At 60.5% G+C, this 25,579-nt stretch carries 15 protein-coding genes and 1 tRNA gene; 11 read left to right on the forward strand and 5 right to left on the reverse strand.

The annotated features are described in order from the left end of the window. Positions 1–104: 104 nt before the first annotated feature. Positions 105–1,667: an endo-1,4-beta-xylanase gene (locus Pan216_RS11950; protein ID WP_419193560.1), complete on the forward strand. Its 1,563-nt coding sequence runs from the start codon at positions 105–107 to the stop codon at positions 1,665–1,667. A 17-nt stretch (positions 1,668–1,684) separates the two neighbouring features. Here Pan216_RS11950 and Pan216_RS11955 read toward each other — a convergent pair whose 3' ends face one another. Next, positions 1,685–3,067, reverse strand: coding sequence for a sulfatase family protein (locus tag Pan216_RS11955; protein WP_145258218.1), 1,383 nt, complete (start codon positions 3,065–3,067; stop codon positions 1,685–1,687). 337 nt (positions 3,068–3,404) lie between these two features. Here Pan216_RS11955 and Pan216_RS11960 point away from each other — a divergent pair, with 337 nt between their 5' ends. The 5 genes from Pan216_RS11960 to Pan216_RS11980 all read left to right on the forward strand — a co-directional run bounded on the left by Pan216_RS11960 (position 3,405) and on the right by Pan216_RS11980 (position 11,093). Next, positions 3,405–4,868 (forward strand): pectate lyase, encoded by a 1,464-nt coding sequence (locus Pan216_RS11960; protein WP_145263894.1) that lies wholly within the window; start codon positions 3,405–3,407, stop codon positions 4,866–4,868. A 650-nt stretch (positions 4,869–5,518) separates the two neighbouring features. Beyond that, complete coding sequence (locus tag Pan216_RS11965) at positions 5,519–6,136, forward strand: sigma-70 family RNA polymerase sigma factor (RefSeq protein WP_419193561.1); 618 nt, start codon at positions 5,519–5,521, stop codon at positions 6,134–6,136. Continuing rightward, positions 6,133–9,873, forward strand: coding sequence for a WD40 repeat domain-containing serine/threonine-protein kinase (locus tag Pan216_RS11970; protein WP_145258220.1), 3,741 nt, complete (start codon positions 6,133–6,135; stop codon positions 9,871–9,873). Before Pan216_RS11965 ends, Pan216_RS11970 begins: the two co-directional genes overlap by 4 nt. 262 nt (positions 9,874–10,135) lie before the next feature. Continuing rightward, positions 10,136–10,705 carry a hypothetical protein gene (locus Pan216_RS11975; protein WP_145258221.1) on the forward strand — a complete coding sequence of 190 codons (570 nt, stop codon included), beginning with the start codon at positions 10,136–10,138 and terminating at the stop codon, positions 10,703–10,705. Positions 10,706–10,787: 82 nt separating this feature from the next. Continuing rightward, positions 10,788–11,093: a hypothetical protein gene (locus Pan216_RS11980; RefSeq protein ID WP_145258222.1), complete on the forward strand. Its 306-nt coding sequence runs from the start codon at positions 10,788–10,790 to the stop codon at positions 11,091–11,093. A 208-nt stretch (positions 11,094–11,301) separates the two neighbouring features. Here Pan216_RS11980 and Pan216_RS11985 read toward each other — a convergent pair whose 3' ends face one another. After that, a complete protein-coding gene (locus Pan216_RS11985) occupies positions 11,302–12,741 on the reverse strand; it encodes a hypothetical protein (RefSeq protein ID WP_145258223.1) in 1,440 nt (479 codons plus the stop codon). A gap of 413 nt (positions 12,742–13,154) precedes the next feature. Here Pan216_RS11985 and Pan216_RS11990 point away from each other — a divergent pair, with 413 nt between their 5' ends. Next, the gene (locus tag Pan216_RS11990) at positions 13,155–13,619 is read left to right on the forward strand and encodes a helix-turn-helix domain-containing protein (protein ID WP_145258224.1); all 465 of its coding nucleotides are present in this window, start codon (positions 13,155–13,157) and stop codon (positions 13,617–13,619) included. 209 nt (positions 13,620–13,828) lie between these two features. Here the strand turns inward: Pan216_RS11990 and Pan216_RS11995 are convergent, their stop codons facing one another. Together Pan216_RS11995 and Pan216_RS12000 are read right to left on the reverse strand one after the other, a co-directional pair. Then, positions 13,829–15,091, reverse strand: a complete 1,263-nt coding sequence (locus Pan216_RS11995) for an ArsB/NhaD family transporter (protein ID WP_419193562.1) — start codon at positions 15,089–15,091, stop codon at positions 13,829–13,831. 45 nt (positions 15,092–15,136) lie between these two features. After that, positions 15,137–16,495: an MFS transporter gene (locus Pan216_RS12000; protein WP_419193563.1), complete on the reverse strand. Its 1,359-nt coding sequence runs from the start codon at positions 16,493–16,495 to the stop codon at positions 15,137–15,139. Between the two features lie 527 nt (positions 16,496–17,022). Here Pan216_RS12000 and Pan216_RS12005 point away from each other — a divergent pair. The 4 genes from Pan216_RS12005 to Pan216_RS12020 all read left to right on the forward strand — a co-directional run bounded on the left by Pan216_RS12005 (position 17,023) and on the right by Pan216_RS12020 (position 24,845). Continuing rightward, the gene (locus Pan216_RS12005; RefSeq protein WP_145258227.1) at positions 17,023–20,205 is read left to right on the forward strand and encodes a type VI secretion system Vgr family protein; all 3,183 of its coding nucleotides are present in this window, start codon (positions 17,023–17,025) and stop codon (positions 20,203–20,205) included. Positions 20,206–20,463: 258 nt separating this feature from the next. Next, complete coding sequence (locus tag Pan216_RS12010) at positions 20,464–21,756, forward strand: hypothetical protein (RefSeq protein ID WP_145258228.1); 1,293 nt, start codon at positions 20,464–20,466, stop codon at positions 21,754–21,756. A 217-nt stretch (positions 21,757–21,973) separates the two neighbouring features. Next, complete coding sequence (locus Pan216_RS12015) at positions 21,974–24,430, forward strand: serine/threonine-protein kinase (RefSeq protein WP_145258229.1); 2,457 nt, start codon at positions 21,974–21,976, stop codon at positions 24,428–24,430. A gap of 341 nt (positions 24,431–24,771) precedes the next feature. Continuing rightward, positions 24,772–24,845: transfer RNA gene (locus Pan216_RS12020), tRNA-Arg, on the forward strand. Between the two features lie 3 nt (positions 24,846–24,848). On the opposite strand, the gene Pan216_RS12025 is transcribed toward Pan216_RS12020, so the two are convergent. Further along, entirely contained in the window at positions 24,849–25,523 is a 675-nt protein-coding gene (locus Pan216_RS12025) for a tyrosine-type recombinase/integrase (protein WP_419193564.1), read from the reverse strand. Positions 25,524–25,579: the final 56 nt, after the last annotated feature.

Raw genomic sequence — 25,579 nt, forward strand, 5'->3', positions numbered from 1 at the left:
ATCATCGAAGTATAGGTGAAGCGTCCGTTTTTGCCGTCACCGATCAACCCTTTTCCGTAGCCCGTCGGGTCAGGACTCTTGGTGCTGTCGAACAACCTTGGGCCGTGCAACTCATCGAAAAGACCGCGAAGCCACTGCGCAAGGGGGACGTTTGCCTCCTCTCCTTCTGGGCTAGAAGGGCTCCAGGACTTGGTGAAAAAGGCGCAGGAAAGGTCGCGGTTTACCTCCAAAAAGCATCGCCCAACTACAACAAGATGATTGATGTCGTCGTTCGACTCGACGAGCAATGGCGGCGGTTCGATGTTCCGTTCGTCGCCGACGAAACCTACCCCACGGCTGCCGCCGAGCTTGGCATCGGATTCGGGTTCGGTCCGCAAGTTGTTGACGTCGCCGACGTCAACGTGACCAATTTTCGCCAAGGGGTAGCGATCGATTCGCTCCCTCGCACGCCGTTCACCTATCCAGGGATGGAGCAACAGGCCCAATGGCGGCGGCAGGCCAACGAGCGAATTGAGCGGATCCGCAAGAGTGAGCTAGTCGTCGAAGTGCTCGACAAGGTTGGCAACCCGGTGCCCGATGCGCAGGTCTCATTGGCTCAGACGAGCCATTTCTTCCCCTTCGGAACCGCCGTCGAAGCCAGCCGGCTCCTCGCCCAAGACGAGACGAGTCGTCGCTACCAGCAGGAACTGGTCCGTTTGTTCAATCGCGCGACCCCGGAGAATGAGCTGAAGTGGATGGCGGTGTCTGGTGCTTGGGGACCATTCGACCGGAACGCGGTCATTCGCTGCCTCGAATGGTTGAAGAATCGGGGAATCTCGATTCGAGGACACAACCTCGTCTGGCCCCGGCGAGACAGCTTGCCGCCGCCGGTCCTCAATCTGCTCGGGAGACCCGAGTTGCTCCAGCGAATGATTGACAAGCACATCAACGAGATGGGAGCGCTGACCACGCCCTACGTCACCGAATGGGATGTCCTCAACGAGCCGGTTGGCAATCCGCTGCTTGTCGAGGCCCTCGGGGAGGAGGCGATGGTCAACTGGTTCAAGACCGCGCGTGGGGCTCTGCCCAAGAGCTGTCGGCTCATGGTGAACCAAGACGGGATCCTCACCTCCGGCGGTCCCAGCGACACCAAGCGGCAGCAGGAGTTTCAATCGCTGATCGCTTACTTGATCGGGAAGGGGGCACCGCTGGAGGGAGTTGGGCTCGAAAGCCACTTTGGCTACGACGTGACCCCTCCTGAAGATCTCCTCACCATCCTCGACAAGCTCGCCGACTTCGGGCTCCCGCTCGAGGTGACGGAGTTCACGCTCAACGTCACCGACGAGAAGTTTCAAGCGGCCTACACGCGCGATTTCCTCACCGCGTGCTTTAGCCATCCCGCCGTGTCCGGCATCGTTCTGTGGGGATTCTGGCAAGGTAACATGTTCGAACCGAACGCGGCTCTCTACAGGACCGATTGGACCCTCAAGCCCAATGGTCAGGTGGTGCGCGATTTGCTGCTGCGACAGTGGCGGACCGAGACTTCGGGGAAGACCGACGCGAGCGGACAACTCACGATTCGCGGGTTTAGGGGCGACTACAACCTCACCGCGGCGAAGGATGGAAAGCGCGCGGGCGTCGTGACGTCACTAACGACCGACTCGACCGTCAAGCTCGTGCTCGAGTGAGGTCGATTCGGCGGACCTTATTTGCCCAGGCTCTCGTACTTGCCGGTATTGAAGTGAGGCGCGGTTCGCTCGCCAGTCACACGGTCAAAGACATCGGGATGTCGGTCCTGGACCGAAGTGTCGCCTCCCGTCTCCTCGAGATACTGGTCGAGTCGGCCGCGTAGTCCCTTGAGCGTGCTCGCGTACTCCGGGTCGTTCGCGACATTGCGCAGCTCGTACGGATCCTTGTTCAGGTCGTACAACTCGTCACGCGGCCGAGGCTGGAGAAAGCACTGACTCTGCTCGGCCGGCAGTTTCCCCTTCGCACGCAGCTCGAGCATCGATTGGTAGGTGGGACTCCGCACCGCATCCGCGGGAGGCGTCAGCGGTACGTCGGTGTATTCGTTGCGAATGTACTTGTAGCGTTGAGAGCGAACCGCCCGCTGATGGTCTTCGAAGTCGTGCCAATCATGATCGGCGAAGACGTAGTCACGGATCTTCGCGTTGGGCTCGCGCAGCAGAGGGGCGAAACTGACCCCCTGAAAGCTTGGCGGCTCGCTCAATCCGGCCAGTTGAACGAAGGTAGGAGCGATGTCGACGGTGCTGGCCAAGGCATCGCACGTCGTTCCCGGCTCGACCACCTTGGGCCAGCGAACGATGAAGGGCGTCTTGATCCCCGAATCGAAGAGTGTGGTTTTGCAGCGCGGAAACGGGCGTCCATTGTCGCTGATGTAAAGGACGAGCGTGTTCTCGGCGAGGCCCTTGCGATCGAGTTCGGCGAGCATCTCCCCCATGAGCCGATCGAGGCGAGCGACCTCGTCGTAGTAAAGGGCCAAGTCGCCGCGTGTCGCTTCGGTATCGGGAAGGAAGGGGGGGACAACCACCTCCGACGGTTGATGAGGGTTGGAGATCGTCCCCTCTTGGTAGGGGCGATGCGGATCGTTGAATGCGATCCAGAGGAAGAAGGGTTTGTCTTTCGTTAGCCTGTCGAAGGTCGGTTTCCAGTGCCAAACGTCCTTCTCGACGGAGTCAAAGTGATCGTCATAGGCTCCCTTTGGGTGGACCTTTCCGATCATCGCGACGTCGTACCCACCCTCGCGGAGCACATCGCTGAAGCAGAGCTGGTCCTTGGGAAGCATCTTGTGCAGTTCCTCGGCGCCGGTCGCATGGGGATAGCGGCCGGTGAGGATGCTCATGCGGCTGGGACTGCACGAGGAACAGGTCAGGAACGCGTTGGTGAATCGCATCCCTTCCCGAGCTAGGCGGTCGGTCGTCGGCGTGCGAATCTTCGAGTTCCCGTAGGCGCCGGAGTCGTTCCATGCCTGGTCGTCGGCGATGAACAGCACGAAGTTGGGGCGCTCCGTTGGCTCGGAGGTCGGCACCACGCAGGCTAGCAGCAGAAGTACGGCTCCGGGCGTCATTCACAGGCTCCTTGGTCGAGCGATCGGCTCTCGAGGGTCGGTCCCATGATCGGGGCTTCGTCATGCAGATGTCAACCGGTCGACCCGGGAAACTGTTCTGATTCACCGTGCGCCGTAGGCCGGGGAACATCATGATGGGAACGCCTCCATTCAGAGCGTTGAGGAGGTCGGAGAATCGACGGCGAGTCAATTTGGGTTCCTTCCGGTTCCGGTTGGGATTGAGATGCTCGCGTCGGGTATGCTGGGACGGTTTCGCGAGAGGGACGTCGTAGGATCGACGGCGCGGACGTCTTCTCGCCCGCCCCATCGTGTTCCTGTTCGGGAGGACCTTGCCGTGATGCGCTTCCTCTTCTTGTCGTTGGTTGCGACGTTGCTTCTTGAGAATGGAACTTGGGCAGCCGATCGTCGGCCGACCCAACAAGAGGCGGAGCAGGCGCTCAGCAAAGCGGTCGACTTTTTCACCGCCAGTTGCGAAAAGCATGGCGGCTACGTCTGGCGCTACAGCAAGGATTTGCGTCTCAGCGAGGGAGAAGCCGAAACCGGACCGTCAACGGTCTGGGTGCAACCGCCCGGAACGCCGGCCGTCGGCATGGCGCTGTTGCGAGCCTATCGAGCGACGGGTGACCGGAAGTATCTCCAGGCCGCGAAGCGAACCGGGGACGCCCTCGTCAAAGGACAGCTTCAGTCGGGCGGTTGGTTCTACTCGATCCACTTCGACCCGGAGACACGTAAAGACTGGGGCTACCGCGACAACACGTCGTTCCGAGCAAGTCGGAAGAAGAAGAACAAGACCAACATCACCACGCTCGACGACGACACGACACCCGCCGCGGTTCGGTTCCTGGCGGAACTCGACCAGGAACTCGACTTCAAGGATCGAGCGATTCACGAATCGGTCCTCCTCGCACTCGAGGCGCTGATGAAGGCCCAATACCCCAATGGTGGTTGGAGCCAGAAATGGCATCGCTACCCGGAAGGGGCGAAGGAAAGTGACTATCCGGTCATCAATGCCTCTTACCCCGAAGAGTGGCCGCGAAAGTGGCTCAACGATTGGCGAGGTAAGTATTACCTCAACGACAACGTCACGGGGAACATGGTCGAAACGTTCCTGCTCGCGGGGGAGATCTACCAGGACAATCGCTATGTCGAGGTCGCCAAGAGGGCGGGTGAGTTCCTGATTCTGGCGCAGATGCCGGATCCTCAGCCGGCGTGGGCGCAGCAGTATGACGAAAACATGCACCCGGTTTGGGACCGAAAGTTCGAGCCGCCGGCAATCAGTGGACGAGAGTCGGAAGAGGCGATGGAATCGCTGCTGCTGCTCTACGAGAAGACGGGAGACGAGCGTTTTCTCAAGCCGATCCCCGCGGCGCTTCGCTATCTTCGCTCATCTCTTCGCCCTGACGGCAAGCTCGCTCGGTTCTATGAGCTAAAGACCAATCGCCCGCTCTATTTCGTGGTGGATGGGAAGCGGTATGACTTGACCTACTCCGATCGTGACTTGCCGACGCACTACGGGTTTGTCGTCGACGCGCATCTGGACAAGATCGAGTCGCGGTATCGCAAGCTCCTGCGGGATCGCTCCGCCCTGTCGGCACGTCGGCGAGGCGGCGCGTCACGAAAAGAGGCCGAGCGTGTACGCAAGGTGATCGATCAGATGGACGAGCGCGGAGCATGGGTCGATCCCAGGACGATGAAGGGCTTCCGCAAGGCGTCTCCCGAGGGCGTGATTCAGTCCGACACCTTTATCGACAACGTCGAACTCCTCAGCGACTACATCCAGGGCATGAAGGAGCGATCCTGACCGTAAGTCACCCGCTAGTGCCCTGATTGGTCAATTTATTGCCCAAAACTCTTGGGTGCCATGCCCACGCTGGTCAAGGGCATGCGGGAAACGCCTCTGAATCAGCACACTCCCGCACGAGTGGGGAGCGTGAATTCATGAAACGAACTTACCAATCAAGACATTGACCAACATTGAATGTTCTCGACTTGGCCCGTCTAAATCAACGGACTGTTGGGGGCCGCTCGTCCCAAATTCTCACGAATTGTTCCGTCGTCACCCAAGCGCGCCATTTCCCAGCATTTTCTCGTCGCACTCACGTTCTACGCCGATGGCCCCGGCATTCGGCCGCAGGGAGAACCCGCGTAGACGATAGGGAACGTGACCGTTCTAACTACCATTCAATGGCGGAGCCCCTCGGTGCGAAGCCTGGGCGACCGTGACGCTGGTGCGACAACGATCGGTTGGAGGGAATTCCCGGCTAGCGGAGTCTTCAACTAGACGCTTCACAACATCCCACGTTGGTCCGGCGTGGTACTCTTTACTCATGTGGCGGAGTGGGGGCGTCGCCACATTCGCCGAGACACGTGAGTTTCGCCTAGGTAAACTACTGATAGATGACCTCGTCTTGGGTGACACCGTTGAGCCACGTCCCAGCAACGCCGGAACTGATGATGCTAGCCGACGCCGAGCCATTGCTCGGTCGGGTCAAGGCGGGCGATGCGAACGCCCTCGAATTGTTGATGCGCGCCTCGCGCAAGTATCTTCGTCAAGTCGTCGAGTTTCGCATGCCATCGGAACTGCGTCGGCGCGTCGATGAATCGGACATCGTTCAGGAGACGTTGGCGGAGACCTTCAGTCGAATCGACGACTTCGTCGAACGCAAACCGATGCCTTTTCACATTTGGCTTAGGCGCAACGCGCAAGAGCGCTTGGTGATGAGTCAGCGGGAGCACTTTCGGACGCTCAAGCGTTCGCTCAATCGTGAAGTTCCGCTGCCGGACCATTCGTCGATCCTCCTGGTGCGCTCTTTGAGCCGACGCGGCCCGGATCCAGGGGATCGCCTCGAGAACTCCGAATCGATGGAGATTGTTCGCAAGGCGTTCGCGAAGCTTGCCCACGAGGACCAAGAGATTGTCTTGATGCGCCAAGCCGAAGGGCTGTCCAATCACGAAGTGGCGCAGATTCTTAACATCCCGCCAAAGACCGCGAGCAAACGCTTTACCCGAGCGCTGATCCGACTGCGAGGGCACACGCGCCAACTCGGGCTCACGGGCACCGGTCCATGAGTTCCTCGCGCGCCGCGGAGGACTCGGCGGTCATTTCGGCCGTGGGACTGGTCGTCGACGAGTTCCTCGATCGGCGACGTCGGGGAGAGTCTCCGTCGATCGAGGAGTATGCCACGCGTCATCCGGAGATGGCGGAACTCATCCGCGACGTCCTCCCGATGATCGATTTGGTCCCGTCCCCGACGGACGAACCGGACACCGCTCACCCCGAACGCATCGGCGATTTTCAGATCATTCGCGAACTCGGGCACGGTGGGATGGGGGTCGTATATGAAGCAATCCAGTTGTCGCTTCGGCGACGGGTGGCGCTCAAGACCATTCCCATCAACCGTGGAGAGTCGAAACTCCGACGCGTTCGGTTCGAGAACGAAGCTCGAATCTGCGCTCGGTTGAATCACCCGAACATCGTCCCCGTCTATGCGAGAAACATCGACGGCGAGCAATGTTGCTTCGCGATGCAACTGATCGCGGGATGTTCGCTCGCCGACCTCGCCCACGAGCGTTCGCGCCAGGTCTACTCGGGAAGAACGGTTCCTCAAGGGACGTCGCGCGAGGGGAGTCTCGACTACGACTTCATCGTCAACGAGATCGGCCTCGAACCGACCAGTCCGGTCGAGGAGGGGCAACCGATTCCGGAGGAGTATGCGTCGAGTGTTGCCCGACGGATCGCGGCGAAGGTTGACGGAAAGTTGTTCCAGTACGCCGCCGATCTCGGTCGCCAGGTGGCCGAAGCCCTTCAGCACGCCCACGACTACGGGGTGATCCACCGAGACATCAAACCATCGAACATCTTGCTCGATGCCGAGGGGCATCCTTGGGTGACCGACTTCGGCGTCGCCCTCGTTCCCGAGAACCAAGACTTGACCCAAACGGGCGAGGTCCTCGGAACGCTACGCTACATGAGTCCGGAACAAGCGTCCGAGAGCCGTTTCGTCGATCCCCGCACCGACGTCTATTCGCTCGGGGTGACGCTCTACGAAGTGATCGCCGGACGGCCGATGATCGACGTCGACGATCGAAAAGAGTTGTTCCGCCGCGTCAGGGACGAGGAGGCGGTCGCGCTGCGGTCGGTGATGCCGTCGGTGCCGCGCGATCTCGAAACGATTGTCATGAAAGCGGTGGCGAAGGAGAGGAGAGAGCGGTACGAGACCGCCGGACAACTCGCCGAAGATCTCGATCGCTTCCTTTCCGGCAAACCCATTGTCGCCAAGCCGCCGTCGTTGCTCGACCGCACGACGAAATGGGCTAGGCGAAACCGCCAACTCGTCGTGACGGCGGTCGTGTCGCTGCTTGTCGTGGTGGTCGTTTCCATTTTCTCGGTGATCCAGCTAGCCACCGCGTATCGGCGAGAGCGAGACACGACGACCAAGCTCGAATCCGCGCTCGAGGACAATCGTCGGCAGCTAGCGCGCATCTACGTCCGCAACGCGAACTTGCTCGGCGCGAAGAAGAATCCCTTGACGTCGCTTCCCTGGATCGCGGCGACCCTCGGGCTCGAGCGGGAGAATTCAGACCGTGAGTCGATAGCGAGGATGCGCTATCAAGCGATCCTGGGCGAGTGTCCCTCCCTCGAGCGCCTTTGGTTTGGCCCCAAGGCCGTTCACGTGCGTTTCACTCCCGATCGCAAGCACATCCTCGTCGTTGGCGAGAATCGCGACACGCTCCACGTCCTCGATGCCGAAACCGGGGAGTCCCGAAGAGTGCTGGAGTTCGATAGTCCGCTGCGCCGTCCCTACCTCAGGCTCTCTTCGCGGTCCTTGGCGACGATTCACAAAGGTGGCACCGTTTCGCTTTGGGACTTGGAGTCGTGGGAGCGCCTCGCGTCGCTTCCCTACAAGGCCTCGGTCGAAGCCATCTTTCTGAGCCCCGATGGACAAGTCCTGACGACCTCCGGCGAGAAGGGCCGCTTGGATGTCTTTCGGAATGGTGAATTCACCCGTCCCGCGTTCACGATCAATCACGGCGCGCGGATCAACGATGTATCGTTGGCTCCGAATGGACGTTGGATGCTTACCTGCGGTGCCGACAAGTCCGCCCGGCTTTGGGACATCACCAGCGGTGAGACCGTCGCTCCCGCGCTGAGGCATCACGACGAAGTGACCGCCGCCGTTTTCAACCCCTCGGGTTCCCTCGTTGCCACCGGAGGGCGCGACGGCGTGGTTAAACTGTGGTGGACGGAGACAGGGGACCTTCTCCGGACGCTGCGGACGAACAAGAGCCAGGCTCGTTCGTTCGCTTTCTCCCCGGATGGCCACCGGCTGGTGTCGCTCGCGGAGACCCCTGACGGGAGCCACCACGCCGATGTCTGGGACGTCGCCACGGGCAATTCGACGCGGAAGAACCTCGAGGTTCGAGACGTCTCGGACGTGAGGTGGTCGGAAGATGGAGAGGACTGGGCGATCTCCTCCGTGCCCGTTCTCCATGTTGGCGACGATGGGCTGGAGATAAATTCGATTCCCGACACGGCGGTGCGTGACGTGGCGGCGAGATCCTCCGGGTTCGTGTGCCTAACTGTCCACGATGGTGTTTATCGCATTTGGAATCTCGATCGCGATCGGCCCACCCCGCTCTTGCCAGAAGTCGAGAGAGTTCGGGCCGCGGATTTTGATCTCGACGACAAGAGAGTTGCCTTGGTGACCGACGCCCGCATGCTGCGCGTGTTCGATGTCGAGACTCGCCAGCAACTCGTTGCCGTGAACCTTTCCGGTGTTCCGGACACGGTTCGATTCAACGGGAATCGGGATCGGCTTGCCGTTGGTTGCGGCGATGGGACCATCGTCCTATTCGATCGGCAAGGCCAAGAGGTCCGACGCTTTAAGCATTCCCACGGACACAAGAGTCTTCGGTTTGCCGGCGAGTATCTCGTGATCCACGATAAACGCTCGTCGGTCAAGATCGCCGACCCCGAATCGGGAACGTTGCGGACCATTGGCGACCACGGCTTCGGCCGCTCGGAGTTTGACGCGACTCCAAGGGAGCCGCTGCTGACGGTCGTCTCATCATCGCGAGTTGACGGATGGGATCTTGCGAGAGATCAAAAGGTGTGGAGTTTCCACCTCCCGGCCTCCCCCTACGCCATCCAACTCGACCAGAACGGGAGACGACTTGTTTGCCGCACCGCGAAGGGTGCCCACGTGGGGGACGTCCGAAAGGGGGCGACTACCGGAGCCCCGATCTTGTTGCGACCCAACTCGGCAGACGGTGCGATTGGTGTCCAAGGGGAAACGGTTTGCTTTGGCAACCACCGCGGCGAGGTGGAACTTTGGGATGTTACGAGCAAGCGTCTGATCGCCCTCCCCATGAGTCATGACGATGCGGTCGATGAGATTCGCTTCTCTCAATCGGGAGACGTGCTTGGCATCAAGTTAGGCAGTGGTGATGCTCGCCTTTGGGACGCGAGGACGGGCGAGCCGATCTCCTACCCGCTGCGAGTTCCCTCCGATCCCGAGGGACTAAAGCTCTCGTCGGGGAGTCTCGTCGGTTTCAGCGACGATTTGGCGATCGTGTGTCAGCTCGACGACGCGGGTTATGTTCGTCTTACAAACCTTGGTCCCGACGGTCGCCCCGTGGAAGATCTAGTTGATCTTGCGGTGATCCTTTCAGGACAACGGGTCAATCGTGCGGGTGCCCTCGCGAGCGTCTCCCGCGTTGAAGTGGAAGAGGTCTTAGGGCGACTTGCCGCGAATGGTTCGCTCGAATTCCTTCCGATCACGTCCAATTCGAGTTCGATGAAGTGAGGCTTTCTTCCAAGGGAACGACTCACTCGCCACTACGACCACGTCCTTGCATCATCTGAGTTACCACTGTTGGGTTAGCGATCTCCGTGCCGTTGGAGAAGCTTTCTTCACGGCTGCTACTTTACACAATTAGTGCGTAGTAAGTGTTCAAAACGATTGTTAGATGAGCGAAGATCGCATCATACATACCGGATGTCGAGAGGCATTCGAAGGAGCGACGGTCGCTCCATCAGATGGTCACACGTCCACAGAGGAGGTGGCAATGCGAGAGTTCGTTCATCTCTTGACCGATAGCGATTCTGACGAACCGCTTCGGATCAAGTTCGCCGAGATCATGCGTTCGATGGATCGGGGGCGCTACGCGGGACTCGAGGAGCGTCATCTAAAGTGTCGGCTTCAGGATCGCAGTTCGGAGTCCACCTTCCAAATGCGTAGTTGGCATCGGACGCGGCAACCGTCGGGAAACGACATGCTCGCCGTCATCGCCTTTAGGGAGCCGGGGCAAGGATCGTCGCGCAGTCTGCTCCAGGTCGCGATGCTCGGAGTGAATCCGAACGAGAAGATGTCGGCGCCGGACGATCGGGTCGCGTTCTTCGAGAGGGTTTACGACTGTTGCTTCGAACGACTCCAGGCGATGGGGAAGCGAAGGCTCAGCGCGGGTATTCCCATCGCGAGCACCAATGAAACGATGGCGAAGCTCCACGCCTATATTCTCGACCGCGCCATGCGAGGCTCGGAGCATCCCGACTACTCGCCCAACTATCCGATCAAGTGCACGAAGCATCACACATCGACTTCGTTCGAGCACGTGACGCTCCAACTCAGGTTCTAAGACTCACGAACGCGTCCGTAGGTCGGTGGGCGTACGGAAGGAGACTCGTCGTTCAAATCAACGGAGATTAAAGGAGGCAGGAATGGCCGATGGCATTGATGTGCAGATCACCGATATTCAAGAAGTCAGTGGCAACACGGTGGCAACGATCGTCGTGACCCCCATTGAAGAGTTCAAAGGGACAGTCGATCTAACCTATTCGCTGTCGGGGCCCGGAGCGAGCAATCCGAGTCCCGATGACGTCTTCGTCGAACGATACACTCCCGAGACACACGAGAAGAACCTCGGCTCGTTGCAGACAGGGAGTTTTTCCTTCGGAGTTGTTGGGACCGCTCGCGATGATTCCAACATCACCGACAGTGACACGGAAGACTTCACGGTCACTTAGTGTTGCAACTGGTTGATTCACTTCCCAAGAGACTCCTGGGTGCCATGCTCACGCTCACCGTGGGCATGGGCTACCCATGGTTGACTCCGTAGCCTCCCGCGCCATTGGAGAACGAGGTTTCACGGATCGAACTTACTGATCGGGACGTTTCGCAGATCGTTGATCGAGGGGGGCCGTCGTAGTCGGCATCGAATGGATCAACGGGAGGCTAGGGCTGCTGTTCGGCCTTGAGGGAACGCGCGCAATCCTCGAACGCCTTGAGCACGATGGGAGCCACGTCTGGGCCGACGGACATACGTTCGCCGTACGTGCTTGTGCCGTTGAACCCGTAGGGGCGACGGTCGTCCCATTGACACTTCGGAATGATATAGCCCACCTCATCGTTGGCGAGTCCGAACAAGAGAAAACGTTGCGTTCCCAGGAGACTCGTGATGTTGGGTTCCGCGGGGGCGTCGGGAAAGTCGAAGCGCGGATCAGGCGGTTGAACGATTCCTCCGTAGACCAATTCCGGGTAGATTTCTCCCGGTATCAAGCAGACCGGAATCTCCCCGATCCGCGCCAGAGCCACTTCCGATTCGATCGCGAGAAAACTGTCGCTCTCCCCCTTCGCCAACGGTTCGCCAAGGAGGTCGGACCTTCCCCGCCAACGATAGAGTTCTCGATCGAGCACGCCGATTTCCGTGAACCGACGGAACGTCGGGTTCGCCAGTGGCAAGGCGATTCGGCGCGAGTGAACCGCGATCGGCGCGAGGTCGACCGGCTCGCTTGAGGCGATGGCCGACTTGGCGACTTCGGCCAGTGCTTGACCATAGAGCTCCGCCCGTCCCAATCGGCCGGCGCTCTTCATTTCCTCGGAATACACAGCGTTCATGTATCCCCCCGTCGCGCCGATGAAGAAGACGACCGGGCAACCGTAGACCTCGCCGAGTGTGTCTCGAAGCGAGGCGCAGTAGTCCGCGCTGAGGGGCCGATTGCTTCCCTGAACAGACTGTGGGTGAACGCTCCACTGGACGAGAATCCCCAGTGGTTCGCCGTCAGCGTCGTTTCGATGAAATATCATCACGCGAAGAACATCATCGAGGACGTGGGGACGCCTAGAGTCGTTCAGCAATTCGGTCGCCTGGACCTGGCCGTAGGTGGCGACGGCGGGTACCGCGGATGAGCGCGCCTTGCGGACGGCTTCGACCACTTTGTCCTCGACGAACGAGACATAGTGGGGATCCTTGCCCGTCTTCGTTCTCGAGGGTCCCCAGATCCCGATGACATCGGGGCTCGCGTGGGTGTGGGTGCTGGACACACAGGCGTAGTCGACTTGCTCAAGTCGCTTCCGTAGTCGCTTGACCGCGTCGTGTTGCAAGCCAATCAGATCGACCGAGACGAACGCGATCGATGTGGTGCCATCGTCGAGGTAGATCGCGTCGGCGTTCAGCCGTGTGTGGATTTGCTTCGCGAGGTTGTTGGGTCCGATTCCCGCTACCCAGACGGGGCGCTCCGGAGTGAGTGTCGGGGTGATGTCGGCGGTGCCGAACCCGACACGAACCGGCTCGGCGGACTCCCCTGTTCGGACCACGCTGGAGCAAACAATCGTCATCAGGACGAGGTTGAGTGGCAGGCGCCGCGATTGGGCGACATGATCAAACGTCTTCATTGATAGGTCCAGCATCCACTGTAGTCGCATCAAGGACTCAATCATGATAGTGATTCCGGTTTTGTCGCGATGGAGGCCAGGGGGACAGACAGGTGACTTGAGACCGACGGGGTGAACGGGTTTGGCGGCTGAGGGACCAGGTTTGATCGGCGCGGCCCTGGATCTGTCCGCGTATTTGGGTTGGTTGGTGCAAAGGGTGGTCTCGAGGACCTCGGAAGAGGGTGGGTTCGGGACCGAATGGGCACGAATTTGGTCTGTTTTGGGGCGAGAACTGACGGTTTTTTGTCGGAAATGGTGTCGAAGCGAACGAGTACTGACGGGTTTCGGGAGGAACCATAGTCAACTGCCGCGGGTTGTTCGTGATTTGCCCTCCCCTCGGGCCCACGGAGACGCCGCGCGAAGGAGAAGCCGTCATGTCCTCGCGCTGTCCCACCTACTCGACACCAATTCTCCACCGACGAGGTGGGAGTGATAAGCCAATTGCCCGGCGCTCCTCGGGAAAGTTCACGAAGACCGAGCGGCTCGTCCTGGAACTCTCGGGCAACGGAGACAAAGCCGAGGCGATCGCGTCGCGACTTGGTCGTTCCGTCAAGACGATCGAGTACAACCAGCATCAGATCCGCCAAAAACTCGGAGCGAGTTCCCAAGTCGAAGTCCAGCGTCTCATTCGGGAACGGATCAGCGAAAGCGTCGCGACGGCGCTGGACACGGTCGAATCGGACATCGATCGGATGATCGAGGAACTCGCCGACGTCCGTCAACGTCTTTGGCAGGCGCGGCGGGTCCTCAACCAGTCGGTTGCCGATGCTTACGAGTCGGCGTTGGAGCTCAAGGAGTCGATCGACCCGCTGGCCGAGCCCGTTCACGGCGACGCCTGAATCCATCGATCGCCTCAACGCCACGGCTAGTGCTTTGATGGGTGAGTGCGTTGCATGTAGTCTCGGCCCTCAGGTCTTGCGGGAGATTGACCAAACTCAGGTCTCTTCCGCTTACCCACGACGATCGCGAAACTGTTCCGCATGCCCACGCTTGTCGTGGGCATCGCACCCAGAAAATATCTTCCACTCGCGAATCGATTAACGTGCGGTCAGGACGCGGCACCGAGCCACAGGAGCATCGCCGCCCCGAGCGCTGTGGTCAGTAGCGTCACGGGAACACCGACGAGTAAGAACTGGAAGAAGCCGACGCGATGCTCCGGTCCGGCCAGACGTAGGACAATCAGGGTCGCGACCGAGCCGGGGATCGTGAGATTGCCCGCGAACGTGCTCGCCATCGCCAACATCAACCACATCAGCTTCGGATCGATCAGGGTCGCCATCATGTCCCGCGCGAGGATCACGAACGGGACATTGGAAACGACATTGCTCGCGATCACCGTCAGCGAGCAGAAGACGGGGACCTGAGTCGTGAGCGAATTGCCGTAGATTGGCTGCACCTGGGCGGCGAGCTTTTCGAGCAGGCCCGTCTTCGCGACCCCCGCCATCACCACAAACAGACCGCTGAAAAAGACCAACAACACCCAGTCGACTTGGGCGAGGATGGTTTGAGCGGGCCGCCTCGCGAGCACCAACAGGGCCGCCGCTCCGGTGATCGCCACCAGCGCCAAGTTCGGCGAGACCATGAACCCCGCGAGTACACCGGCCAACGTCAATAGCGTCAGTCCCAACAACCAGTAGTCGACCTCGTAGTCCGAGCAGAGGGCCGCGGTCTCGGCGTCCTTGGAAATCACGTGCTTGCCCAGCGATCGCCCAAAAAAGAGCAGCAGCACCACGACCAGAACCGCAAGGCTCGCGAGTCCCACCGGAACCAGTCGCAGCGCGAAGGGGAGATAGCCGATCTCGCTGTAGACGTGGATGAGCATGTTCTGCGGGTTGCCTGTCACCGTCATGACACTCCCGACATTGGCGCTCATCGCGAGCGCGACGATATAGGGGAGGGTCGGTAGCCGGGCCGCGGTGAGGGCGCGGAGCAGGGGGACGGTCAGCATCAGACAGACAGTGTCGTTCAAGAAAAGGGCCGAGAGGATGCCGGAGAGAAAGGTCAACCCGATCAGTAGGGTGACGGGGGAACGAAACCGCTTCAGGACGACATCGGCGACCAGGGAAAAGAATCCCGACGCTTCCAAGTAGACGTTGAGAATCATCATGCCGGTCAGCAGGACGATGGTTTGACCATCGATGGCGGTCCAGGCCTCCTCGAAGGTGAGAATGCCGGTCGCCACCATCATGACGGCGCCAACGAGGACTCCCCCCGTTCGATCGAGCTTGAGAAGCGGAAGCTTCTCGAAAGCGAGGAAGCAGTAGGTGAAGAGAAAAATGGCGAGAGCCAGCGCGACGCCCGTCGATGCCATCGTCATTCCTTTCGCTGCCAATCGCGATCGACGGTGCGCGCCGACCTACTCGCCCTCGGGCGACTCTTGGACCTCGGCAATCCTCATGCCGTAGCTCTCGCGGAGTATGAGAGCGGCGATGATCGCCACGACGAGCCCCGCCGGAATCACCGCCAGGGCGAACTTGAAGTCGCCAACAGAATGCGCCGTCGTTTCCCCCTCGGCGATCGGGCCCCCCGCGAGGTATAGAAGCTGTCCGATTACCGGCGGGAAGACGGCGCCCCCCAAGTTCGAGAGCGCCTGCGTGAATCCGATCGCGACCCCCGAGGAGGATGGGGGATTGATCTCGAGAGCGACGGCGAAGACCAGACTTCCTTGGGAGCCGAGACAGAACCCGAGCAGAAAGAGCAGGGGGTAGGTCGCCTCGAAGGGGATTCCGGGAACGTAGACGATGACGAGGATGTCGACCAAGGCGGCACTCGCGAAGACGATCATGGGAATCCGCCGACTCTTGACGCTATCCGATAAAAGTCCCGCGGTCGGGCCGCCGAACGCCAAGCCGATGAACGCCGTCGACGCGGCGGTGGCGGCGACCGCGTCGCTGACCTTGTAGACGCTAATCAGGTAGGGGACCGCCCAGAGACTCGCGAAGGCGAGCATCGGCATCAGCGTCAAACTTCCCCAGATCCCGTTAAGCCAGTTATCGGGCCGCGACAGAATCCCCTTGAGGTGGTGCATCGCCTCGGCGAAGGTCTGGCGGTCCGCGCCATCGTCCGACTTCGCGCGGTGAAGCGGATGCCCTTCGGGCGGATTGTCGCGAACGAGGACGAAGATCAACAGACTGAGCAAGAGTCCCAGACCCGCGGCGACGTAGCTCGCTGCCCGCCACGTCATGGAGTCGAGGAGAAATCCGAGCAGTGCTTGCCCACCCACGGAACCGACGACGGTCGAGGTTCCGGTGAGCCCGGCCAGGGCGCCGATGTAGCGTGCGGGGAACCAACGCGATGCGAGATAGATTGGCCCGACGCCGGGAAACGCTCCCCCAACGCCGATGAGGATGCGAGCGGAATAGGCCATCGAGAGGTTGGTCGCGGCTCCGAAGAGAAAGGAACCGGTGGCGGAGAGGAGGACGGCGAGAGCCAACAGGCGTCGCGGTCCCATCCGATCGATCAGCAAGCCGACGGGGATTTGCAGGAGGACGAAGGGGACGAAGTAGAAAGTCATCAGCGCCCCCAGCCCTTGCTCGGAGATACCGAGATCGGTGCGAAGACTCGCCGAAGTGACGCTCGGCGTCACGCGGAGATAGGCGTCGTAGGCGTTGAAACAGATCGCGACGAGAAAGACGAGCCACGAGTAGAGAAGGAAGTAGCTCTTGCGCTGGGAGGAGTGGTCCGCATGGGACGGGTGAGGAATCGGCTCGTTCACGCCGTGATCTCCTTGAACGCGAGAGGCAACTTGGCGGTGCACCGTGGTTGCCCACGTTGACTCGGACCGTTCTAGGAGTTTTGGGGGCGGCCCGGCGCAAACGGAACACCGGGTTTTCCGTCGTCTGTCATGGGGGCGCGTTCTGTTCGGAGTCTCGACATCGTGGAAACGACGGAATCCAGTTCTTCGATGATGCCGTTTCCCTTTAGCCGTGCGTCGTCGTGCGACGGATCAAATCGGCGGGTGACGTGTTGGTCCGAAGTGGTGGCGTTTTCCATCGCACCACGTTCGGGCACCGTGGCGGGGCGATCGTCGACTCGCGTTCGACTGCGGAGACATTTCAGCTGAACAAGAAACGGTCACATGGTGGCCCGCCATGGAGGGGAAGTCGCTCACGTCTTCGTTCCGGTCGATTGGTCTCCCAAGCCATCAGAATTCGTATGCGAACCGTAGAAGAGGTAACATCTTGTGGCTCAGCGGGGGGCCGAGTGTCGAGCAACGCGACGTTCAACTCGGAGTGCTAGCCTATGCCTGTCGTCCAGCGAAACGCCCGTGCCTTTGTCGGCATTTCTTCCCTTGAGGCGTTCTTGCCCGTCTACTCCGTCAAGGGGTATGAAGGTCTCTCTGAACTTTATGAGTTCCGCGTCAATTTCTCGCTTGAGGAAGACCACTCCCTCGAGCTGATGGAGTTGTTGGGGACGCCGTTGACGCTGTACCTCGTCCCCGACTGGTGTCCTGAGGAGGAGGTGACCCGAGCGACTCCCGAGTCGCTCAAGCACGCCCGCATCATCCAAGGGATTTGCTGGAACGTCGACCATGAATCGGACCCGGTCCGCCGTCAAGAGAACGTGCATCTCATCCTCTCACCGACGGTTCGGGCACTCACCCTGCAAGTCCGCAACCGCATCTTCCAACAACGTACCATCAGGGAGATTCTCGACACGGTCCTAAGCGGCTTGCGTCTCTCTTACCAGCTTCGTCGGGAGTACCCGCCTCACAATTATTGCGTGCAGTATCAAGAGTCGGACTGGGCATTCGCCGCACGGCTGATGGAAGAGGAGGGGATCTACTACTCGTTCATCGCGACCGATGCGGGTGAGGAACTTGTGATCGCCGATACGTCGATCGAGGCGGCTTCCGTCTCGCTCTCGAACGAAGCGGGACTCGAAAGGGCGTCCAACGCGATTCGCTACGGCACCCACTTCATGGAGGATCAGGAGCGTCGTCCCCAGGTCTCGAGCCTCCGCAAGGGACGGCGGATGTGCAGCACGCAGTTCACTCAGGCTGACACGAACTTCCAGATCGCCGATCGGCTCCCGTTGGCCAAACGCGACGTCGACGACGCGGGGACGAAGAACAACGCCAGCCGGGAGGTTCGCAAGCCCCAATCGCATCTCGCCCATCGGTTCGACTGCGTCGGGCCCGATCGGCAGGACCAGCCGGATCAACTCGGCTGGATCGAGTCGCTCTTGCAACGCTCGGTCGACATGGATTGTGAACGCGAGCAACTCAAAGCGATCGAGATCGTCGGCAAGTCGAACGTTCCACAGTTCAACCCGGGGCTTTCCTTCGCCCTCGCCGAGACTCCTCGCAAGGGCGAATCGGATGGGAACTATCTCCTCGTGTCGGTCGATCACGAGCTTCGCGGTGACGACTACGGCAACACGTTCCGGGCGATCACGGCCCAACAAGCCTATCGTCCTCCCCTTCGTACGCCCGTTCCCGACGTGCGCGGCCATCACACCGCGACGGTGGTCGGGCCCAAGGGGGAGGAGATCTACACCGACAAGTACGGCCGCATCAAGGTCGAGTTCCCCTGGGCGTCGCCGAACGCCAGCGATCAGGTCTCTTGTTGGGTGAGGGTCGCTCAAGCTTGGGCGGGCGGGCAGTGGGGAGCGTTCGCGCTTCCCCGCGTCGGCCAACAAGTGATCATCGACTTCGAGGACGGCGATCCCGACCAACCGTTGGTGATCGGCTCGGTCTACAACTCCCGGCAGCCCCCTCCGGTCAGCTTGCCGGCCGACCGCTCCAAGTTCATGCTCAAGTCGAAGACGCATCACGGCAACGATTTTCATGGGCTCATGTTCGACGACCAAATGTCACGTCCCGGCGTTAAGATGCGCTCGTCGGGCACCTATCACTTCCAGGCCAAGGAGAACGTCGGCCACGACTACGGCGGCCACTTCCTCGAACACCATCGCGGATCGCGCCATACCGTCGTCGGCGCGTTTCCGCCGTTTCTGGGGCCGGGCCAATCGCTCGACCAGCTCGAGGAAAATCGTTCCTCCTCTGGAGAGGGAGCGGGAGACAGCGTTCCCGGCGTCATCGACCTGAATGACGACCGAAGTGGTGAGGAGTACACGCCCCTCGATTGGAGCGCCGTCGAGTACGAGTTCGCGAATCCCCAGATCTGGGGACAGTTCGTCTTCTGGGCGCAGATGTTCGGCGTCGTCGGTATCGAACAGCAATTTGTCATCGGCAACTGCGCCGAGACCACGGTCGATCCGACGGCCCTCGCCGGCTTCCTCGGCGGTACGGTCCTCGGAGCCATGTTCGAGAAGCTCGCCCAGGGCCTCACCACCGTTGGCGGTGGTCCGGGACTCATGGGGCAGGCGGAATTCGTCTATGGGCACTTCAATGAGATCTTCTGTGGTCCCACGTTCTTCTTCCATCGCGGACACAAGGTCGAAATGGGATTGCATGAGAACCTAGACGGCGAGGTTTTCTTCCAAATCGGCGAACCCTTGTACTTCTTGATGCACTTCACCGAGTACGTCATCGAAGTCATCTTCTCCGACAACACCGCGACCCACGCGGCGATCGCATCGGTGGAAGCGCTGCGTACGATCCTGATTGTGTCGTTGCGAAAATGGTATCAGCGGAACTGCAAACTCAATTCGACCGATTTTCTCGATCAGTCGGTCTCTCAAATCAATGGTCTGATCGATAGCAGGCTTGCCAACCCCATCGCGTCGATCAGCAACCATGGAACGACGCTCACCAACCTGACGAACAGCTTGCAGGCGCTTACCGCCAAAGCCGATTCGATGGACATCGCCAACAGCAACGTGGAGTTTCAACGCGGATCGTTCCTCGTCAAGTTGCCCAGGGATGACGACGCGTTCATGGTTCGCTCGGGAAAGAGCGTGAATACGCTTAGTGTGAAGAAGGAGGTTTGCAGTATTCAGACGGCCACCGGGTTCGTCTCCGTTGGTGACGGGAAGTACAAGGCAGAATCGGGAAAAGACATGGGCGTGACGGGTGTCCGTCTCGATACCATCGGCGATGGCACGATCGAGTTTCGCCGTGGAGCCGAAAAGAACAGCGACGAGTGCGGGCACACCCTCTGCATGGACGAATCGAAGTTTTCGTTCGTCTCTGAACACAAGGATAAGAAGGTCTTCGAGATCGAAGCCAAAAAGGACCAGGCCGTCGTTCGGGCGAAAAACCGACTCACGCTCGCGGTCGGTAGTTCGTCGATTTCCATCGAGGATGGAAAGATTTCCCTCGACGCCGACGCGATCGAGATCACCGGCCAGAAGTGTATCAATATCAACGGCAAGGAGATCTTCGTTAAAGGGAACAACATCAGCAACAAGGACGTCTTCGCTCCTCCCGCCAACGCCAACGGGGGAGCTGGTGGCTTCAGCAACAACGATCATGGCAGCGAGTGGGCGAACCAGGTGATCGATTGGATGTTCGAGTCGTGAGTCCAAACCTAGTGCCCGGTCAAGACCTGATGTTCGGGTGCCACTGGCTGCTTGTCGGCCAGTGAGAACGAGCGACACAACCGGCAACCCGAAGAGTTGACGGGACCAGTGCGTTGGGTTTGGTGGCCGGCGAGGGCGAAGCAAAGCCGTTGGCGACGTGTCGTTGGTTGAGAAAGCCATGGGGACGACGTCCCCGTTCTTCGTCGACCATCGTCACTTGACATTGTCCATCGACGTCGCGTCGATTGGGAGCGTACCATGATCGAAGATGCCCTGAAGAGCTTCGCGACCCTTCGGGAAAACGTGCCGAAGCTGCTCGAGGCTCTCAGCCGAGGTTCACTGCGAGGCGGTTCGCTCGACCCTTCGACGCGGAAGGAGTTGCAGGCCGCGCTACAAGAGGCTCTCCACGATAAGCTTCCCAACTTGGAAGCGTCGTTTCGGGAGCTACTCGACAAGGACAAAGACGCCGACGCCATCCTGGCGGATGGAAATCAGCGACTCAACGAGGCGCTCAAGAGGTTTGAGGAGACGCAGGATGCGGAGGCCGCGGCCAAGGGGCCGGACATCGCCGATCACGTTTCCCGGCGGAACACCTTGATCAAGGAGCTGATGGCGCTTTCCGAGCCAAGTCTGTTCTGGTGGGCGGTTGTTTCGCTCGCGTCACTTCGCGAGTCCGAGGTCCTCGACCTACAACGGAGCGATCGGATCGCGGTCGCCCTCGCGGCTCTCTGGGTCGCGACGCCGTCGCGAACTCATCCGCGCGTGGTCGAGCCGAGGTTGGCAAAGCGTCTCACGAGTCGTCCGGCTCATTCGCTCTTTCCGGCGCTCGCGATGACGGGGCTCGATGTTCCCTCGTCGCTGAACTTCTCTCCAATCTCGTTTGTCATGCGTCTGGTGACGCACTACGTCGACCAGACGAACGGCCCCGAAATCCTTCCTCACTACGATCGAGCCATTCGGCTGGCCCAAGGGATTCGGCAAGGCCATCTAGGCTGGGTTGACCGGACCGGTCACATCGACGAGCACGATGGCTTCTCGACTTGGCTGGAGGTCGAGAAGCTCGAGAAGCGCGTCGAGAGCATGCCGGAGGTTTCGCTTCAGCAGCGCGGAGACTTCCATATCGACGGCTGGCCCCTCGAAAAGATCGACGACGTGCTGCACCAGTGCTTCGAGGATCTTTCGGGCGTTCGCAGTGACTCGGAGGATGTCATCGACATCATCGCGGTTCAGTTTCTTCGAAAGTTGCCAGAACCCGCTCCAGCTCCAGTGCCGCGACCCGAAGCTCCGCCGATGGTCCAGGACTGGGCGATGGGGGGATCTTCCATCTCGTGCACCTCGCTGGCGCTGTCGCAACAGATGGAGTTCGATTCGCTTCGAAACAGCACGATCGCCGCGCGAACCGAAACGCCGATGGATGACGCGTCGCCCCCCAGGGGCAGTGGCGGTTCCAGGACTCCTGGGAACGCCATTCACGATTGGACGTGGCTCCTCAGCAACGATGAGAATGCGACGCCGTCCTCAAAGCACGCTTCTGGCGAAGGAGAAAATTGACGGCATGACGATTCGTGGCGAGTCGACTCTTCGTGAAGCAAAGTCATTCCGAGCCGGCAGCGACTTGATCGACGGGCGGGGACTCTCCCGAAGAGTTCTTTCATTGGCTAGATGACTCGTGGGCATGCCGGAGACGGCTTCGTTTCGGCGAACTCCCGCTCGAACGTGAACCGAGGTTTCATGTCGCGCACTTGCCAATCAGGACACTGGCGTTCTTATGCAAGATGACAGTACTTCCTCCGAACCGTCCTCGATCGAGCCGGAGCGGACCGATCGCCTCTTCGCCGCCGCGGCCCTGATCGCAGGTCGATTGGACGAGGCGGCGATCCTGGGAGCGCTGCGTCTACTCGACGAACGACCTTTGGAACGACTGGTCGATGTCTTCGTCTCGGAAGGCCTCGTGGGCGAGTCGGAAGTGATCAAGTTTCGGCGAACGATCGATTCGGGAAGCCACCCCGCCGCCGACAACGCCTCCAAGGACACGTTTCTCGAACGCCTGACCGAGCGCCGGGTGGCGCAAGCTCTCAAGAGTGTCCGCGATCCCTCATTGCGAGCGTTTCTCCAAGGGATGCCCAGCGATCCAGGGGATGATGGCTTCGCCACGCGGCGCCGCGAGTGCGATCTGACGGAACTCCACGGACGCGGCGGCTTCGGGGAAGTGTGGCGCGGCCATCAAGCGGCCCTCAACCGGGAAGTCGCCGTCAAACAGCTTCGGCCCGATTCGCACAAGGATGCCGAGGCGACGCAACGTTTTCTTCGCGAAGCCCACATCATCGCGAGTCTGCAACACCCGAACATCGTGCCGATCTACGATCTCTGGGCCGACGAGGAGGGCTTCCCACGCTACTCGATGCGATTCGTCCAGGGGAAGACCTTCGACGAGGTGATCACGGAGTTTCACCAGCGAACGCGCGATCGACGACGCGATCGCGTGGAACTCAATGAAATGCTCTACATCTTCCTCGCGGTCTGCGACGCGATCGCGTTCGCCCACGCTCACGGGGTGATTCATCGCGATCTCAAGCCCGAGAACATCATGGTCAGTGACTTCGGTCAGGTCGTGGTCCTCGACTGGGGGCTGGCCAAGATCGTGGATACGGCGAGCGATGCGCCAAGTCCGCCCGGGGGGGGCGAGGCCAAGGGGGCGACGCCGTTGCCGAAACGCTTCGGGTCGGTCATCACCGGTGGTGGGGCGATCGTCGGCAGCCCGACGTACATGTCGCCCGAGCAGGCCGCCGGCCTGGGGGAGGCTATCGGCAGGACAACCGACATCTATGGACTGGGAGGGATCCTCTACCGGATGCTCACCGGCAGCGTTCCACACCCCAGAACTCGAAACAAGTGGATTGGGCAGCACTTCGCCCAAATCATCAAGAAGGAAACCCCTCGCGCCCGCTCGACGGCGGCGTGGGTGCCGCGCCCGCTCGATGCCATCTGTGCCAAGGCCATGGCGAAGCCGCAGTCCGCTCGCTATCAGAGCGTGTCGGAACTGGAGATGGACATTCGCTGCTGGCTGGTCGATGAACCGGTCAGCGCCTGCCAGGAGCCGTTGGGGACACGGCTGCGGCGTTGGTTTCTGAGGAGACGCGTGGGGACCGTCGTCTTCGTCTGCTTCATGGTGCTTTCGGCGGTGCTCGCGTGCGCGGCCTACTTCTTCCTCGAAGCCGACCGACGGGTCATCGATCAGGAGACGACAACCCAGCTTCGTCGCAGTGCCGAGTCGCAGCAGCGGATGATCGATCAAAAACTCGAGGAGTTGGAGGGGGATCTCCAGGTGCTCACGGGACTGACGTCCCTCCGACGCTTCACCCGGCAAGTTGTCATCAAAGCGCCCCAGAACGAACGCGCCGAACTCGAGGATGTGCCGGCCGACATGCGCAACGTGCTCGATTCGAATCGCTACTTCAACGCCATCGGAATCTGGATCCTGCGCGGGGGCCAGACGACGATCTACGAAGTCTCCCACTCCGAGGAGACCTCCAGGGCGGTCTTCAAAGAGACCTCGCTGCCGCAAGACGTCGAGCAATTCTTGGCGGACAGCCGATCCATTCCCGTCGGGACGACCCGGGCGATGATCCGATCGACCGAGACCGCCGATGGGCCCGAGCCATCGAACATGATCGCGGCATCCCCATCGCTTGGCGAGGATGGAGATGTCTCCATCGTCATCTTTATCGATGCCGACATCCGATTCCTGGGACTCGGCACGCATCGCGACGACTTGGTGCGGACGGAGGTCTACATCACCGATGATCGTGGGGCGATTCTCTTGGCGCAGGACGAACCCCCCAAGCCGGCCGGCGGCAAGCAACCCCTCATTCAGCACCTCTATCCGGAAGCGACGCACTATTTTTCTGGCAAGTCGCCGCCGTCAAGCGACACGGAGTTCTTCGTCACCAGCGGGTCTCGCACCGTCCGCGTCGAACCAATCGTCGATGAGGTCTTCGACGGCGACGCCCCGATTCACTTGGTGAAGGTTCGCGACCTCTCGCACTTCGTCGAGACGCTTCACGAGACCCGATCACAAGTGGTCGTGGTGGTCTTGTTCCTGCTCGTGGGAGCCCTCGTCGTGATCGGCGGCGTCCTTTGGCTGCTTACTCCTCCTTCGAATTGGTCGGCCCTCGGCGACGTTGACTCCCCTCGACCGCCTTCGTCTTCGAGGGAAATGGGTTGAACTCGACACCCACGCGCCATCGCCGTCGTCATGAACCTGGCCTTCAGGAAACCTTCGGCCCCCTCCCGGCCGACCGCGACCGGGCACGCAGATCGGGTTGATCAACGGTGGGACGTGACGTTTCAAGGGCACCGTCGACGAACCAATGTGGCGGGTCAATGGCTGTCGCCGCGGCGACATCTCCCACGGCATGGAAAACTTTTCTCTACCCACGCGTTCGGCGCCGATGTAGAACAACCATCAGCCGACACTTGGTCGCCCAACGAGCCCCCCCGCTCTCAATCCCGCGACCCAGTCGCTGGCATGACGCAACGCCCGACAGCCAAAGCGTTTGCGTCAACGCCCCCGTAGCTCAGTAGGATAGAGCAACGGTTTCCTAAACCGTAGGTCGTGAGTTCGAATCTCGCCGGGGGTATTTCTAACCTGTTGATGTGGAATCGTTTACGTCAACGCTCTCGCATTGCGTTTTAGGTCTCTGGGCGGGTGTCACGTCAACTGTCACGTTGGACCACAAAGCATCGACTGCTGCTTGTTCCACGTCCGCATAGAACGCCATCGTCGTCGCCAGTTCTGCATGGCGCATCAGACGTTGCAGCGTTTGAGCCGGCACCTTTGCGGCCATCCGCGTTCCAAACGACCGCCTCAAGTCGTGAAGAGTGATGAGCCCATACCTCGAGGCCCCTTTGACTCCCGCCTTCTTGGCAATGCCCCGAAAGGTGTCGGCGAGACGGCTCGGATCAACGCTCATGTCGTAGCGGCCGATGAGGAGCCCTTCAGGGATTCCGCTTGGGAAGTGCACCCTCAAAGCCGCGTCCATCTCGGGGGACAAGATGCAGTGGTGGTCGGCATCCTTCGCCTTGTTGACGGGGATGTGGATTCGATGCCCAGCGAGGTCGATGTCCTCGCCGCGAACCCATCGAGACTCGCTCGCCCTCATGCCGCAATGCCAACAAAAGGCGATCAGGAGCCGCCAATGGTCATCCGGGCAGGCGGCAAGCAATCGGTCAAAGACTTCGGCGTTGATGCGCGCCGCGGCCCTGACCTTCGCCCGATTCGTTCCTTTTAGGACGGCTGGCATGTCGATGACGGGCACCTTGGAGATGAACCCACGCTTGTGGGCCCACCGCAAGATGCTCTTCATGTACATCA

It is taken from the genome of Kolteria novifilia, from assembly GCA_007748055.1.
GTDB lineage: Bacteria > Planctomycetota > Planctomycetia > Kolteriales > Kolteriaceae > Kolteria > Kolteria novifilia.